Origin of the sequence: Streptomyces sp. NPDC053431 (assembly GCF_044544925.1) — a bacterium.
Taxonomy (GTDB): domain Bacteria; phylum Actinomycetota; class Actinomycetes; order Streptomycetales; family Streptomycetaceae; genus Streptomyces.
Genome location: NZ_JBITXX010000041.1, coordinates 1 through 16,615 on the forward strand (window position 1 = coordinate 1; position 16,615 = coordinate 16,615).

Annotated in this window: 4 protein-coding genes and 5 pseudogenes; 4 read left to right on the forward strand and 5 right to left on the reverse strand. The window is 64.4% G+C overall.

The window, feature by feature from the left end; all coding sequences use genetic code 11:
- Positions 1–382: 382 nt before the first annotated feature.
- Complete coding sequence (locus tag ACIGXE_RS36645; protein ID WP_399754466.1) at positions 383–7,132, reverse strand: FG-GAP-like repeat-containing protein; 6,750 nt, start codon at positions 7,130–7,132, stop codon at positions 383–385.
- Positions 7,133–8,442: 1,310 nt separating this feature from the next.
- On the opposite strand from ACIGXE_RS36645, the pseudogene ACIGXE_RS36650 reads away from it, so the two are divergent.
- Positions 8,443–9,135 (forward strand): annotated as a pseudogene (locus ACIGXE_RS36650) (transposase family protein).
- Positions 9,136–9,201: 66 nt separating this feature from the next.
- On the opposite strand, the pseudogene ACIGXE_RS36655 reads toward ACIGXE_RS36650, so the two are convergent.
- A pseudogene (locus ACIGXE_RS36655) lies at positions 9,202–9,961 on the reverse strand (IS5 family transposase); the annotation flags it as partial.
- An 87-nt stretch (positions 9,962–10,048) separates the two neighbouring features.
- On the opposite strand from ACIGXE_RS36655, the pseudogene ACIGXE_RS36660 reads away from it, so the two are divergent.
- Positions 10,049–10,290: pseudogene (locus tag ACIGXE_RS36660) on the forward strand (IS5/IS1182 family transposase); the annotation flags it as partial.
- Between the two features lie 12 nt (positions 10,291–10,302).
- Here the strand turns inward: ACIGXE_RS36660 and ACIGXE_RS36665 are convergent.
- Complete coding sequence (locus tag ACIGXE_RS36665) at positions 10,303–10,758, reverse strand: transglycosylase SLT domain-containing protein (RefSeq protein ID WP_399754468.1); 456 nt, start codon at positions 10,756–10,758, stop codon at positions 10,303–10,305.
- Between the two features lie 167 nt (positions 10,759–10,925).
- Here ACIGXE_RS36665 and ACIGXE_RS36670 point away from each other — a divergent pair.
- Positions 10,926–11,732 (forward strand): annotated as a pseudogene (locus tag ACIGXE_RS36670) (transposase family protein).
- A 389-nt stretch (positions 11,733–12,121) separates the two neighbouring features.
- Entirely contained in the window at positions 12,122–12,280 is a 159-nt protein-coding gene (locus ACIGXE_RS36675; RefSeq protein ID WP_399754471.1) for a hypothetical protein, read from the forward strand.
- Between the two features lie 821 nt (positions 12,281–13,101).
- Here ACIGXE_RS36675 and ACIGXE_RS36680 read toward each other — a convergent pair.
- Both ACIGXE_RS36680 and ACIGXE_RS36685 read right to left on the reverse strand, forming a co-directional pair.
- Positions 13,102–14,297 (reverse strand): IS3 family transposase gene (locus ACIGXE_RS36680; RefSeq protein WP_399754469.1). Its coding sequence is split into 2 segments (ribosomal slippage): positions 13,102–14,012 and positions 14,012–14,297, totalling 1,197 coding nucleotides; the frame shifts between segments, so codons are not numbered across the junction.
- 486 nt (positions 14,298–14,783) lie between these two features.
- A pseudogene (locus ACIGXE_RS36685) lies at positions 14,784–15,470 on the reverse strand (transposase family protein).
- Between the last annotated feature and the right edge of the window lie 1,145 nt (positions 15,471–16,615).

A 16,615-nucleotide genomic window follows, 5' to 3' on the forward strand; every position in this document is an offset into this window, starting at 1 on the left:
CACGACGTCCACACAGTCCGCAAAACAGACACCACGAAACCGAAGGCGAAGAAGTCAACGACCCCACGGCCTCGCCGCACAGGTTAAAGATCAAGTTAGGGTCTGTTTGTGAAAGTGGATCTTGTTCGTTGATGATCACCGTCGTGGGACGTGTGGATCTGGCGAACGGCCCGTGCGCCCGGCTTGAGCCGCTGCCGCCGCAGGGCATCAGGCCAGGTCGGCCCCAGGGTGGACACCGTCAGCTAAAAGACGGCAGACGGCGGCGGACCCAGACCGGCACCCGGGACCGGGTTTATGACCTTCTCCGATGCAGCGCGTGATTGCACAACGAGTTTATGCTGCCGGCGTCACCGACAACCTGAACCGCCGAAGATGTAGAGGTTTAGAACGCGGATCCGGTGCATGCAGCCCAACAAAGATTACCTGATGCCGGGATAGGCATATCGGACAAGCGTGTGGGGACCTCCACGGTCATCGATTCGGCCATGATCCTGATTCCTGTCGGGGGCAGGCCCGTATAGTTTTTCATCGTGGCCCCTAGATTCCCCACATACGTTTGCATGCCAGTTATACTCTCCAGATTTCGCCCCTCCTGGAGCATTTTGCCTATTTCATCCCATTTCCCTCTCTCCATCGCCCTTCCTACTTCACCACTGAGCGTGACTCCATCAGCGGGTGCCGTAATGGATGTTCCTGGCTTGAGGGTCATCCCTCCGCCTTCCCAGTGTCCATGGCCTGCGAAGGCGTCGCCTGTGCCACCGGGGTAAACACCCGCTGCGTAGCGGTGACCTGCGTCTCTTCTTACTACCTCCCCGTGGCTCGCCGCTTCCTTCGCTGCCTTGCCGCTACTCGCAGCGGCATCGAGTTCGTTAGCGGATTGGGCGGGAGTGGTGGGTTTGGCTCCTGGTGTGGGGGTGAGGGCAGGGAGGACGACGGTGAGGACGCCGGTGAGTGCGCGGCCGGTGGGGATGGTGTAGCACTGTTGGGGGTCTTCGTCGTCTCCGGAGCACCATTGTTCTTTGGCGTCCCAGGTGATGCCGATGTAGTAGAAGGTTTGGCCGTTGTTGCCTTCGCGGACGTATTGGCGTTTTTGTTTTTCGAGTGGTTTGAAGCGGTTGGTGATGCGGTTGGTGGTTTTTTGGGCTTGGGTGACGGTGGTCATGGCTTCGTCGGTGCCGGTGCGGGAGGCGTGGAGTTGTTCGGGGGTGTGTTGGGGGGCGGCTTCGCTGTCGCTGCCGGTGTCGTTGGTGGGGTCGCCGGTGGTGTCGGGTGGGGTGCAGCTGGCGTTGGCGTTGTCGCAGGTTCCGCCGTTGTCGATGGTGCTGGTTCCGCCTGAGTTGTTTCCGTTTTCGCCGCCGCTTTCGCAGGCGGGGTAGCCGGGGGCTCCGCAGAAGAAGTCGCTGATTTCGTAGCCGGTGGGGTCGGTGGCGTTTACGGGGTTGTTGGCGACGTAGCTGTAGGGGTTGTGGTGCTGGCTGTTGAGGGGGTTGTGGATGATGGGGTCGGGGGTGAGGAAGTGTTTTTGGGTGGGGTCGTAGATGCGGCCGTGGGCGTTGATGAGGCCGAGGTTGTTTTCCATTTCGTGGCCGGTGTAGCCCTTGGTGACGGGGCTGGCGGGGCCGGTGTAGGGGGTGGCGTCGGCGTTGATGGGTTTGCCGAAGGGGTCGTAGTAGGTGCGGGTGATCTGTCCGTTGGGGTTGATGACGGCTTCGGTGGAGCCGAGGCGGTCGGTGAGGGTGTAGGTGGTTTGGGGGGTGCCGTTGGTGCCGGTGCGGGTGATCTGTCCGATCGGGCCGTCGCCGGCGTGGGCGGTGAAGACGTGGGTGGTTTTGCCGTCGGTGGCGGTGTGCTTTTCGTAGACGCCGCCGACGTAGACGGTGGTGCCGTCGGGTCCGGTCTTCTTCACGCGCTGGCCGAAGGCGTCGTAGAGGTAGCTGGTGGCCTGCCCGTTTTTCGTGACGGTTTTGGGTAGGTCGAATTGGGTGTAGTTGAGGGTGCGTCCGCCGCAGGTTCCCGCGGTTGCCGGGGTGGGGCATTGCCGGCCGCGGGCGTCGTAGGTGTAGGTGGTGGCGGTCGGAGTGGCGGTGGTGAGGTCACGCTGTTCGCGCAGGGTGTGCGGGCGGGTTTGGCCGGGTCCGCCGTAGAGGTTTTGCTCGATGGGGGTGGTGTTGAGGGTGACGTCGGTGAGGTTGCCGATGTTGTCGTAGGCATAGCCGGTCGTCTTCGCCGCCGTGCCGGGGTTGATCAGTTCCCAGCTGGTGAGCCGGTTCAGATCGTCATAGCCGTAGGTTTCCCGCCGTCCGGTGACATGGTCGGTCTTGTTTTCGACCAGGCCATTGTCCTTGAAGGTGTATTCCAGATCGAAGACGGTCTGCCCGCTGGTGGTGGCCTTCAGTCGCTTCAGCTGCCCGGTCGAGGCCTCATAGATTCGTGAGGTGGTAGTGCCGTTGCCGAGGGTGGCGTTGTCGAGGCTCAAATCGAGGTTGCGGGCGTTGACCGCCCACAGCGGCTGCTCGTTTTGGCCGGGTGTGGTGTAGCCGATCTTGTCCAGGTAGTCGTGTGGGTTGTAGTGGTATTTCAGCGACAGGCCCGGGTTCGTGGTGTTGTCGATGCTCGGATAGTTCTGCTGCGTGGGTCGCCCGGTGACGGGGTCGTAGGCGGTCGACAGCGTGTAGGGAATGTTGTTGACCGTCTGGGTGACCGCGGTGGAACGCCCGGCGTCGTCATAGCTGGGAACGGTTGTGACCTGGTCAGGGCTGGTCGCCGAAGCCAGACGCCCCATACCATTCGGCCGCGTGTCATAGGTGAAACTCGTGGTGCCGTCCGGGTTCGTGAATCCGGTGACACGGCCCAGAGCGTCAAAGGAATACGTCGTCGATTCTCCGCTGCCGGTGTGGGTCAGCTTACGGCGCTGCCCGAAACCGTTGTATTCGGCCTGCACCGTGCCGGTGTCGGGATCGGTCTCCTGGATGAGTCGGCCCAGCACATCGTAGGCACGCGACGTGATATTGCCCAGGTCATCGGTGACCTTCTCCAGCAGGTCGAACGGGCCGTATGCGAAGTGGGTGCTGATTTCCTCGGTGCCCTTTAGCGCGGTGCTCTGGGTGATGCGGCCATTGACGTCGCTGACGGTGAACGTCTCGTGGTTACTTGCGTCGAAGTGGTGGGTTTCGAACAGTCCGCTGTAGGTGGCGCGGCTGGTCTTGTTGTCCGGGGTGACCGTCTTGACCAGGCGGTCCAGGGCATCGAACGTCCGCGTCGTCGAGGACGTGGCCGCCTGCCCCGCCGGGTGCGGCCGGGTCGCGACCGTCGCCCTCCCCAGCACGTCATAACTCGCGTCAGTGCTGGTCAGCGCGCCGTTGAAGCCGGTTCCGGTGGAGGTGATGGTGCGGCCCATCGCGTCGGCGACGGTCTTACCCGTGCGGTTTCCTACCGTCGCGGTGGTGATGGTGCCGTTCATCCCACCAGCCGCGTCCGGGCGGCCGGCGTAGGTCAGGCTGACCGGCTCACCGCCCTTGGCCGTGGCCGTCACCAGCCGACCCACATCATCGAACTGGCCGGTATTCCATACCCCGTTGACATCCAGCGCCGCGGCCTGGTTACCGGTCGCCGGGTTAATCCACAACCACTGCGACGGCTGGTATTGCGCCGGAGTGAAAGGCGACCAGACCTGGCTGGCATACACCTGCTCATCCGGCTGCCCCGGCCACTGCGGCACATACTCATAACGCGTCTCTCGCGTCGTCGCCGCCTGCCCCGCCGCGCCGGCGGTGGTCTTCACCGACTTGATCACACCACGACTCGTGTAATCCAGCGTCGTCGTCACCGGAACACTGGCATTGGTGTTGTTTTCCTCCACCGTCGCCGACTTCAACAAACCATTCGTCGTGTAGGTGTAGGAGCGGTGCCGGGTCACCGGAGCCGGAGAGTTATCGGCCTCCGACCGAGTCACCGCCTGCGTACGCTTCAACCCGATCAACCACGTTGACGGATCATTGTCGTAGGTAGCGTCCGTGGTTTCACTGACGCCGCCTTCGGTCGTTGTGGTGCCGTGCAGCACGTTGCCGTAACTGTCGTAGTCCAGGGCGCCGGAGCGGTGCCGGGGTACGGTGGCCGGCTTGGCGATGTTGTAGATGTGCTCGTAGACGCCGGCGACGTTTAACTCGTCCCAGTCGATGTTGACTTGTTCTTCCCACTCGTCGCTGGTCCAGGTGGTGGCCTGGATGGTGTGGGTACTGTTGTTGTGCCCGAAGACGAGTTCGTGGGTGTCGTGTTCCTGGGTGACGCGTGCGGTCACCGGCGCCGGGGTGTTTTGGTTATCGGTCACCTGTTGCTGCGTCAGCAGCGGTATCGCGGTGGTCACCGTCTGTGGTAGCCCGGCCTTCGGATAGTAGGCCAGCAACGGCTTCGACGGATTCGTGACCCGGGTGCGGTTATCGTAAGTGGTCACCGTCTGCGCGGGACGCTGCTTATCGAATACCTTCACCTTGGCGAAACCAAGGAATCCACGGCCTCGGACATCCCGCGTGGGATCCTCATAGGAATAGGTGATCTCCCGCGGCCGGGGGCTGGTCAGATCAGGGTCGACCAGGTGAGCGTGCGAGGTGACCTTACGGACGACCGTCAGGCCCCGGCGCACACACGCGGTCGGATACGAGCAGGCACCGGACGGCCCTGGCTTGTCGGACCAGGAGTTGGAGTAGGTGTACTGCTCGCGCGGCCAGTCAGTCTTCTCATCGAAGACCGCGTCAATCCGGTCAGAAAACCTTTCCCGCTGGATGCGCAGGTTGAGGTCGTTTACGCCGAACCGGATCGTGTCGGTACGGCCGTCACCGTTGAAGTCACCGTGCCTGCTTGTCCAGCCTGCGACTGGGGCGAACGCGCCGGCCAGCGGCACGTCCATCATGGTGAACGTGCCATCGCCCTTGGACAGCATGAACGTCGTTATCGATGTGGCCTTGGGCAGGTCGAAGTCGAATGTCTCACACGCCGCCTGGTGGGAGACCTCGCAGAAATCCTCCATCTCCGCAAGATCCGCGTCACTGATACCGGGATGGCGGTGATAGGTGATCAGGTCGTCTAGTCCGTCGCCGTTGAGGTCGGCGACATACACGCCGTTACTCTTTCCCTCGCCATCAGGGCTGTCATACATGTCCTCAGGCAGAGTCACGGCCTGGGCCGGGCCGAATCCATTACCCGTGTTCGTGCGGATCCAGGCACCCTCCACATCGGAGCCCTGCTTGACCACCCGCAGCGCGTCTTTCAGACCGTCACCGTTGAAGTCTCCGTATTCCTTCACCGCGTCGGGGGCGGGGAAGACGTCGGGGAATCCGGCGTCGACGCCCTGCACATTACCGGCGTCATTCGTGCCGATCGCGGTGCCCATCATCCCGCCGCCCAAGAACGGCTTACTCGACAGCAGTTCCGCACGCCCGTCCGCATCCAGATCCACCACCCGGGCATAACCAGACGGCTCATTCGTGCCCGCGCCAGGCCACGACGCCGGGGAAACAGACCCACCCCCCGGATTAAACCGCACCGTCCAATGACCACTATCGCCGCGGATCAGATCCACCAACCCGTCACCATTCAGATCAGCGAAGTTGGCCGGCTCCTTCTCACACTCCCCGCCCGTCGTCTGCAGCGCACTACCCACCGCCTCAAACTGATGGCTCGTCGCGTTCCACCGGTAGGCCTGCTGCTCACACACCTGGCCATTCTTCTTCAGCGCCCACACCTCAGCACGGCCATCCCCCTCAAGATCGACCATGCGGACCTTCGTCAAATCCACACCCGACAACACGGTCTGGCCCGCGTACACCTGACTCAACGGCTGGACCACACCCGCCGCGCCGCGGCTGCCTACCGCCAAACTAGGCGCCCCCCACTGACCAGCACCAGTGGAAAACAGCACATCATCCAACCCATCACCATTCACATCCGCCACCTGCATCACCGGCGGCGCCGCACCATCCCAATGGATCGTGCCCACATCATCCACATGCGCGAAGTCAAACTCCGGCAGCCCCTTCTCCGTCCACCGGAACTTCTTCTTCCACAGACAGCCGCCCTTCGCCCCACACCGCTGCACCGAAACCAGCCGGCTCCCCTGCGAAACCGGATTCGGCTCATACTCCAGGTTGTACTGCCACACCTTCTCCACAGCCCCAGGACTCGGCGCCCACATCTCCACCGCCGCCAACCGCTTATCCAGCGTCGACTTCACCCCAGAAACCCACGACACCCGCACATCCGGACGATCCTGATAAACAAACCTCACCTTACGAAAACCAATATCCGTCTGACCGCCCGGACCGTAGGTGTAACCAATCTCCTTGATCCGCTGCGGCGCGGACCCCTCATACACATAATTGATCTGATTCCCCGAGCGGTCCTTCTCCCGCTTCAACACCCACACCGTCCGCGCCCGGTCCTGCAACACCGACTCACCCGTCGCGTTCGCCGCCACCCGCGGCGCCGTCACCGGCTCATACTCACGCACCAAACCATCGGCACTCCTCACCGTAAACAGATCCGGACCCGCCGCCACATCACTAGCCCCCGAACTAGTGATCTTCGCGAACGAGTCCGACTCCGTCCGATACTCCGCGCCATCCCGGCCATACGCGCCCGAAACAGCGACCAGCCTCTTCCCATCCAGACATAAATCATCCACCGACGAAGAAGCCGTCGACCCAGACGACGACACCGAAAAGTCCGCAAAATCAACACCGTCGACCACACCATCAGCCGACAAACTCTTATCACACCGCGTAATCCTCGATAAACCCGAAATCGACCAGCCCCGCCCCACCACAGAATTCCCGCCATTCGCGGAATACTCCAGCGACAGACGCGGCTCCATCCCCGCCCGCCCCGCCGGCACATCCAACGGCACCCCATACGACAACACACCATCCGGCGACACCGAAGAAGAACCCGGCAAATAACCCGAACCCGCCCCCTTCACCGTCAACACCTCCGGCACCGGCACCGCGTGCGACGACTGCGGCGCACCCACACCACTCAACGGCGACACCCCCGCCCCCACAGCAGCCACCGCCACCGACGCCCACCCCGGCACCCCCAACGGCGTCACCAGCGAACCAGCGACCACCACAGTCACCGCCACCGCCAACCACCGAGAACGCCCAACAACCCCATCAACAGACATCAACGAACCCCCCTTTCGGGCACCACAAACCACAACCAAAGACGACGACACAGACCCAAAACGCTATTAACCATGGCGACAACCAGACAACGGCCATCAGTAACGTCAAGCTCGATGCCGATGATCCAGCTCAGGCTTCCTTATTGCTGTAGCCCGGTGGGTGACGGGAAGTATGCCATCGTCTTCCGGATTAGCCTCGTCAGGCCCCGCGACTTCTTCCGGTCCTCGCGATCTCGGACTCCATGCCACCCCCTTTGAGCTGGGGTGTATCAACAAGAGCTGCCACTCAACTTCCTTACAAACAAACCTAGTTGAGTGGTGATCACTCACGCCAGAATGTCTCTGCTCGTACATGATGAGAGTATGCGAAAACTGTTATCTAGGCCTTGGGTCAGAGCAGCTACACCCGCTGTAATTGCAGTCGGTATCGTAGCGGCAGGTGTCAACACCGCTTTGGCGGTGACTCCAGGAACCTCCTTTCAGTATGGGAATCTCACGTGCTCGACCGGAGCCAACTCGCTGGGTAATGGGTCGCTAACGTGTAGCGGCATTCAGAATGGGTGGTGGCGCGCTAAGGTCACATGTTTCTACGGGGGGACCTACTCCGGTAATTGGCAGAACAACTACTTAGGCGGCACCTACTCTTCAACTGTCAACTCCGGCTGCTGGTGGGGAGTCAGGGACGTTACGATCAGCACTTACTGAAAAACATTCCGCCCGGCCGGTTGAGTAGGTAAGTCATGCGGCGACAGGTGGGTTGTGGACCCGCATGAGGCGTGTGTGGGTCAGTCGTCAAATGCGATGTCAGTGGACGGGAGATGCGGTGGAGGCGGTGCCAAATCGGCGGGGCCGGCCGGCGCCAGCCGGTCACCCTGTTACAGCCGAGAGACCTGCTGACGACCGAGCGGCTGGTCGAGGACACCTTCGCCCGCTGGACGAGCAGACCGGCACCGTTCCAGGCACGAGGTAGCCGACACCGATCGCCCCAAGCCTGGTTGACCAGTGCAATCTGCTGGCCGGGCGGATCCAGGGGTCGGCGACGACAGCCCGGCCGCCTACGCGGGTCTCGCCCGGTCACCCGGAACTCAGGCTCCTTGCGCGTCTTCGGCTCGGCCGCTGATCGGGTGACATGAAGGTGGGTGTGCAAGGGGCGGAGCCCCAGGGCTGTTGAGCAAGGTGTCTAAGCTCAACCCCTCAGCCTTGGGGCTCAGTCGGTTCCTTCTCGTGCCGTACTCGATGTCCCACATGCACTCGTGGAAGGGGTGACGATGCTGATCGTCACCCAGGAGGGTGCCGCAGGTACAAATTCCCGCCGTCCCAGCGCGCCATGGCCGCACTGGTGTACCTGCGCAAGAACGACACACTGGACACAGATCGCCGCAGGTTTCGGCGTCAGCATGGGCACCGCGCATCCCTACGTCCATTCCGTCATCGCGCTCCTAGCCGGCCGGGCGCCTGGCCTGACCGCGACGCTCAGGACCGCCGACGCCCGGTATGTCCTGCTCGACGGTACCCTCGCCGAGTGCGACCGAGTCGGCGACAGCCTCGCGGACTACTCCGGAAAACACCGCAGGCACGGCGTGTACCTGCGGGTCGCCACCGCCCCCGACGGCGCACTGGTGTGGATCTCGCCCGTGCTGCCCGGCCGGACCCACGACCTGACCGCAGCCCGACGGCACCGGATCATCGCCACCCGGGTCCACCTCGGCATCCCGATACTGGCCGACAAGACCTACCAGGGCGCCGGCGACATCGTCACCCTCCCCCACAGGCGACAGCCCGGCAAGGACCTCGCCGTCAAACAGAAGTACGTCAACCAGGCCCACTCCCTGGTGCGATGGCCCGCCGAGAGAGCCGTCGCCCGGATCAAGATTCGGCGCACCCTCCCCAAAGCCCCGCTGCAGCCCCACCGCCTCACGCCAATCGCCACAGCCCTCCTCACCCTGGAGACTCACGGCTAATGACGCTCCTTGATCCGCGTCCCGGACGGGAACAGGCAGCTTTAACTGATCATTTTTCAGAATGGAGGTTCGGAGGTGTCTCAAGCAGGTGATGCCGCAGTCGGGTTGGGGCTGACCGGGGTGGAGGTCGGCGCGTATCTCGTAGCGGATCGGGAGCCGCTTGAACTGGTGGAGCCAGGCGAAGGTCCGCTCGACGACTCAGTGGGTCTTGCCCAGGGCGGAGCCGTGAGCGACGCCTACGCGGGCGATCTCGGGGTGATGTCGCGGGCCCGTAGGGGGCGGCGGTACTTGTCGTAGTCGTAGCCGCGGTCGGTGATCAGCCTGCCGGGCCGGTGACGTGGCCGCCCTCGGGCGCCACGGAGGCTGGGTATCGCGTCGAGCGGCGGCATCAACTGCGTGACGTCGTGACGGTTCCGCAGGTCAGCGAGACGGCCAAGGGTGTGCCATGCCGGTCGGTGATCAGCTGGTGCCTGCTTCCCGGACGCGCGGTCGACCGGCGAAGGCCCGGTGTGAGCATTCCCCTTTGAGGGCCCTGACGTGGGAGCCGTCGATCGAGGTGTCGCTCATGTCGAGCGAACCAGTCGCCCGAAGCTCTGTCAAAAGGACCTCGTGCGGGCGGGGACAGACGCCGGCCTCTGTCCAGTCGCGAAGGCGCCGCCAGCGCACGCCCTCACAAAGGACGGAAACGATCCCTGCGGAGGGCCGCTCGGTCATCCGCAGGTAGCCAGCCGGGATACCTCCAGCGCCACGGCGGGCGGGAAGGCGGCAACGGAGCCACACGATCCCACGGATCATCCAACACCCGCCTGACGCTGCCGCCATCCAGCCCGCCTGCCAAGGCCCTCAGCCGAACCTCACTCTGAAAGGATCAGTAGGAGGGTGGAGAGGACGACACAGGTGACATCGATGAGGATCCTACGATGTTTCTGACCTGCGAAGGTGGCTCCGCCGCAGCGGATTATGCCCCGCATCGCCCACAAGATCATCGAGTTGAAGGAAGGTCTCGGCCGACACCGGTAGGTGATCGAGCGGACCTGGCTGACCGGCTACCACCGCCTAGACATCCGCTACGAACGCTTCCCCGCCAACTATCTGGCCTTCCTCGGCCTCGCCGCAGCACTCACCTTCCACGAGCGCCTGCTCAAACTCACCACACAGGACACGGTCTTAATAGGGTCCGTTCACATTGTCGATGGAGCCGTAGCGGTGCGCCGCATAGTTGCATGCCGCAGTGATGTTCGCGATGGGATCGAAGATGTCCCAGGACGTGCCTCTTACATGATATGCACGGAAGGTCGGCTCAATGACTTGCATGAGCCCTTTCGAGGGGATTCCTGCACGGGCGTTAGAGTCCCACAGGTTGATCGCATAAAGGTTCCCGCTAGATTCACGCATAAGGTTTCGGTAGATACCCTCATAGCTCCCTGGGATGTGGTGCGCTCGCATCACATCCAGCGAATGGTTGATCCACCCTTTGAGCCGCATCTTGCTGGCTGGAGTGGCAGCGGCTGGCGATGCAGCACTCAATGTCATGCCGACGGCCACACCGGCGCCGGCTAACATGATGATCAGGCGGCGCGACGCCCGGGCTATGTATCTCCAACTGCCTTCGACTTTTCTCATCACACATCCTTCCTTCCGGGAGGGACGATTAGACCGGGGGGTGGAGTGCCTGCCATGAGCAGCGTGTACTCACTCAGTGGCGTGAAGGTGACTGAGCCCTTTTCATCCCGCCTCTGATGGGGGTCAGAGGGGTGTCTGGTGACGTGGCAGGGCCCCTGGTCGTTGGCGTGGTGACTTCACTCAACACACCGGCGTCCGAGGGGCCCTGTTGGTTGCGTATTCTTCCACGCTCGACGTTCCGCATGAGCTTGTTGAGCATGTCTCGTGGTTGATCCATGGCCGCCAGGCAGGAGTTGAACTCGCCTTGGCGGCGCCTGGGTTGTTGCAAGCAGGCTCTCCTGGCCCTGGCGCATCCGCGGAAGAACGAGACGTTTCCGCGGCTCGCGGCGGGTTTCGGTGTCTCCACGACAACGGCCTGGCGGTACGTCGACGAGACCCTCGACGTCCTGGCGGCGTGGGCACCGGGCCCGCACGAGGTCCTCGTCGGCATGGGTGAAGGAGACCTCGTCATCGTTGACGGCACCCTCGTCGGCACCGACCGCATCAGGACCGACGAGCCGTACTACTCGCGGAAACACAAGAGGCACGGGATGAACGTGCAGCTCATCGCCCGATCGGACGCGACGCCCCTGTGGTTCTCGAGGGCTTCGCCCGGCCGGACCCACGACCTGACCACGGCCCGCGTCCACGGCATCGTCCAGGCCCGCCTCACCCGCCAGATCCTCGTCCTGGCCGACCGCGCCTACCAAGGAGCCGGCGCCACCGTCCGCACCCCCTATGACCACCACCGGATCCAGCCGGCCCACTACCAGCAGTTCAACCGCGACCACGCCCGCCCGCGGGCCCTGGGGGAACGCGCCTTCGCACAGCTGAAGTCCTGGCGCATCCCGCGACGGGCACGATGCTCCACCCACCGCATCAGCCGGATCATCAAAGCCATCCACACCCTGCTGACCCGCATCTATACAGGATGAAAACGGCTCACTCACGCGAAGAGTGGGACGTTCCTGTCTTGTGCTTCAACACTGCCGCCCCTTTCCGACGACCCAGTTGGGGGCTCCCGGACAGCACACGCCGACGCTGAGGGGCGGCACCTTGTGAGAGCTTTCCTACTGATCTTGCGGAGAGCGTGCGGCGCTGGCGTCGGGGGGAGAAGGGAGGTGATTCGGCCCTGCGGCGACGGGCGGCAACACCGGCCGGCCGCCCAAGCTGGACGACGCCCAGGTCAGGACGGTTCGGGCCGCCTTGAGGCAAGGGGCTTTGGCTCATCGTTTCGAGGCCGACCTGTGGACCCTGGAGCGAGTCGGCGCCGCCGTGGAGCGGGTAACGGGGGTTTCGTTGTAGAGGGCGTCGGTGGCGACTGCTGACCGGCCGACTTGGATTTAGTCTGCAACGTCCCGAGCGGCGGGCGGTCGAGTGGGACGAGTCCGACATCGCCCGTTGGATCGCGCACGAGGCCGCGGATCAAAAAAAGGGGGGCGGTGAACACACGTGCCTGGATCGTGTCCCCCTCGACGAATAAGGCATCTCTTTGCTGCCTCAGACCCGCCGCGCCCACACACCTGCGGCCGCACCCCTTTCCTGCGGAACCGGCTGAACGGGCAACGCGCCGCGATGGCCGCGGCCCGGGGATACCACTCCACCAATCCCGATCGAGAGGCCCGCCCAGGCTTCCACCTCAAGCCCGACAGCTACGACACCACCACCCTCATCGAGCGAGCGGGTGATCCTGGTCTGGGACGGCCCCCGCCCGCCCACGGGAGCCAGGCCACGCGCGCCTGGGCCGCCGAGCAGAACTGGCTCACCCTCGAGCGATTACCCACCTACGCACCCAAGCCCAACCCGTTGGAACCGCTGCGGTCTCACTCAAGAAACACAAGCCCACCAACCATACCCGCGACCACCTCGCCGACACCATCGCCGCCACCGAACAAGGCCACCGAATCAACGACAACCCACAACCGCCACGGGCCTTCCTCGCCCACCACCCGGCCCCCCATCCACCCACCCCACAGAACTGTCGAAAAGATAGTACCCCAGCGGCGGTTCGTGGCCTGAGCTGCTTCTCTGCGGGTAGCGGCAGTGTCGGGCGACGGCCTGATGGCGTCTGCGCCAGTGGGACGAGTTCAATGCGTGTTCTCGAGAGCATGGCGAGGGTGATGTGCCGGTATCAGCCGACGTAACGGCGGGCCTCGTAGTCGTCGAGACCGCACTCGTTCTTCGCGGCCTGGAAGCACTCGCGAGGTTGCCAACGGTAATGCCATCGGCGCGAGGGAGAAACAGTAGACGAGCTCGTCCGCCCGGGCCAGACTCCGGGCCTTGACCCCGAATCCTGGACACGGGTTATGCGGCTTGGGCCAGCGTAGTTGATGGCGTTGCGGTTGCTGTCTCGTAGGCGATGGGGCGTCCGAGGCGGGAGTGGCTTCGTCGGGTATTGTAGCGGTGGAGCCAGCGGAAGGCGTCGAGGCGGGCCTCGCGCTCGCTGGACCAGTTCTTGCGGCCTTGGAGTGTTTCGCGTTTGAAGGCGGCGTTGAAGGACTCGGCGAGCGCGTTGTCCGCGCTGGACCCGATCGCGCCCATGCTCTGGCGAACCCCTGCTGACCTGCAGGCTTCTGCGAATGCCCGACTCGTGTATTGCGCGCCGTGATCGGTGTGCATGATCGCTCCGGTCAGGCTGCCGCGGGTCCGCTGGGCGGCTGCGAGAGCGTCGGTGACGAGGCTGGTTCGCATGTGATCGGCGATCGCCCAGCCCGCCAGACGGCGCGAGGCGAGGTCGATGACCGTGGCCAGATAGAGGAACTTCCCTCCGTCCAGCGGCAGATAGGTGATGTCGCCGACGTACTTCGTGTTCGCTTCGGCCGCGGTGAAGTCGCCTCCGAGCAGGTCCGGGGCCTTCGCCGCGGCCGGGTCCCCGATCGTGGTGCGGTGCCTGCGGCGGAGCCGCACTCCTGCCAGACCGATGCTCCGCATCACGCGGGCGACCCGCTTGTGGTTGACCGGTTCGCCGGCCTCGCGGAGCTCGGCGGTGATCCTGGGGACGCCGTAGGTGCCGTCCGACTCCTGGTGCACGGCCCGTATCCGGGCGGTCAGCCGGGCGTCGGCGGCCTGGCGGGCGGCGCGGTCCGCGGCCGTCGCAAGCCAGTAGTAGAAGCTGGAACGGGCGATGTCGACGATGGTGCACAGCCGCTTCACGCCGTAGCGGCGCTGGTGGTCGGCGACGAACTGGAAGCGGTTCACCAGCGCGTCTCCCCGGCGAAATAGTTCGCCGCCTTCCGCAGGATCTCGCGTTCCTCCTCCAGCTCGCGGACCCTCTTCCGCGCGGAAGCGAGCTCGGCCTCCAGCGGCGTGGGCGATTCGGCGGGCGCGTCCGACCGGTGTCCCCGGGGCCGGCTCGCGCCCGCCGCCCGGATCCAGTTGCGCAGGGTCTCGGGATTGACCCCCAGATCGGCGGCGAGCTGCCGGATCGTCGCTCCGGGCCGCGACTGGTCCAGCGCGACCGCGTCCGCCTTGAACTGCGGCGGATAGTTCTTCATGACCACGAGATGTCCGTTCCCAGATCCTCAGGATCCAGTGTCTCGTGTGTCCAGGATTCGGGGTCAAGGCCCTCCGGCCCGGGCAAGAACCCAGCATTTGTGGGTCGGGGTGTCACCGCCGAAGAAGCCGATCGCCGGCAACTACCCGCAGACCCGGTCATAGACTCGCCCCCCGCCGTCGCCGGAGGAGAGCCGCTGCCAGGCGCCCTGGCGATCAGCTCGTCGATTCGCCAAAACCCGGCAGGCTCGTGCTCTGCAGCGTTCCCGGTCGGGCGTGCGGGCCTGTGGCCGAATCCGCGGGCGGGCGTTGATGCCGACGGTGCGGTCGGGGAGTGCAGGCGAGTGCCCGCTGCGTTCACCGGCTGGGTCCGGGGACGGCCTGGCTGTGCACGCCGTGGCGTCATGGCCTTCCCCCCAGCAGTCCTGTTCATGGTCGCCTACGCGGTAGCACCCGATAGGTGGTGCCGTCCACCACGTACTCAGTGAGCTTGTTCAGCGATGAGTCTCCAGGGTGAGGATGGCTTTGGCGATTGCCGTCATCTTGTGGGGGTTGCAGCGGGCTTTGCGGAGGATCCTCCAGGTCTTGATCGATGCGATGGATCTCGACGGGCCACCGCAGGCGGGAGTGTGCCCGGTTGACGCACTTCTGTTTGATCGCGAGGTCTTTGCCCGGCCGTCGTCGGTGGGGGACGGCGACGATGTCGCCGGCCTGGTAGCCGCGGTCGGGGAGGACTGGGATGCCCAGGCGGATGCGGGTGGCGGTGATCCGGTGCCGGCGGGCGGCGGTGGAGTCGTGGGTCCGGCTGGGCAGGGCGGGTGAGGTCCATACCAGCGTGCCGTCGGGAGAGGTCACTGCCCGCAGGTTCACGCCGTGCCGGCGGTGCTTTCCCGAGTAGTGCGTCCGGCCGTCCCCTGTTCGGTCGCTGTCGGCGAGTGTCCCGTCCAGCAGGACGTAGCGGGCATCGGCCGTTCTCAGGGCCGCGGTCAGACCAGGCGCAAGCTCGGCAAGGTGACCGATCACGGCATGGACGGGGGCGTGGGCCGTGCCCAGGCTGATCCAAAGCCGGCCGCGAGCTGCCGCAGGGTGTCGTTCTTGCGCAAGTACACCAGTGCGGCCAGGGCACGTTCGGACGGTGACAGCCGGCAGCGTCGGTCACCCTCCCGGGTGACGATCAGCATCGTGACCCACTCCACCGGGGTGTGCGGCAGAACAGACGGCCAACGGAGCCTCCGACTACAGCGGTTGAGACGTTAGACATCCGAAACACTGCGCCAAAGGCCTCGCCTGCCATCCACTCAGCCGTCGCCCGATCGGTGACCACTCCGAAGATCTTTAGTGCTGTAGAGAGGGCCACGGCCGACAGCTCGGTGGGCTTATTTCGTCGCCTCGCTCTGCTGGGTGCTCGGGTTGCGCCGTTCCGGCTTCTACCCGTGGCTGGCAGCTGGGCGGCGCACCGCTTCGGGACGATGTCTGCCGCGTGTGCGCCCTCGTTCGCCTGTGCCACCATATGCGCCCGCTGCGCCCCAACCGAACGGTCCGCTCAGCATCGCAGATCTGTAATGGTATCTGTTATGGAACTTGAGCCCGTTAGCGGACCAGCACGCCACTTCGACCCAGGAGGTTCGATAGCTCGATATACCGCAAGAATTCTCGTGGTCTGTCCAGAGTGTCACGGCTGCGCGGTCGTGGTTCCGCGGCCAGGTCTGCCCGCGCCCAAATACTTCAACGATCTTCTGCTCCAGCCGCGCCGTATGGCCTGTGCTCGGTGCGGTGCCGCAGCTGATTGGCGTCTTGAGGGGCGCCACCCAGCTGCACGCGTCGGCGTGCAGCTGGGTGGCGCGGAGGATCCCTTCTTCCAACGTCCAGTGTGGTTACAGACCCGCTGTGTCGGGAAAATCTTATGGGCCTATAATGAGGATCACGTCGACGATTTATCCGCCTACGTTAGCGCCTCGTTACGAGAGCGTGGCGGTTCGCGGCCAACGATGGCAATGTTTGCGCGGTTGCCAGTTTGGATGAAGAGTAGGCGTAATCGATCAGACATCCTGGCTGGCCTGGAGAGGCTACGAGGGCTAGCCGAGAGGTCGGCGCCTGACGACCGATCCGACGCCGCGTATGAGCGCAGCCCATGACCGTGGGAGAAGCGCGGTTCACACGTAGGAAACGGTCGTAATGGTCGTCAGGTCCTTCGGTCGGTGGTGGTGCGGCAAGGAGGCGGCCGCCTGCGAGCCGGGGATCGTGAGTGTCTAGCCGCGATCGTGTTCGTGGCGACGTCGGGGTGCACGTGACGGCAGGTGCCGCCGTTGTTCGGGCCGGCCTGGCC

What these genes read in the sequence shown, in the direction of transcription:
- ACIGXE_RS36665 (WP_399754468.1), bottom strand. Translation starts at nt 10,758, where the DNA reads ATGAGAAAAGTCGAAGGCAGTTGGAGATACATAGCCCGGGCGTCGCGC.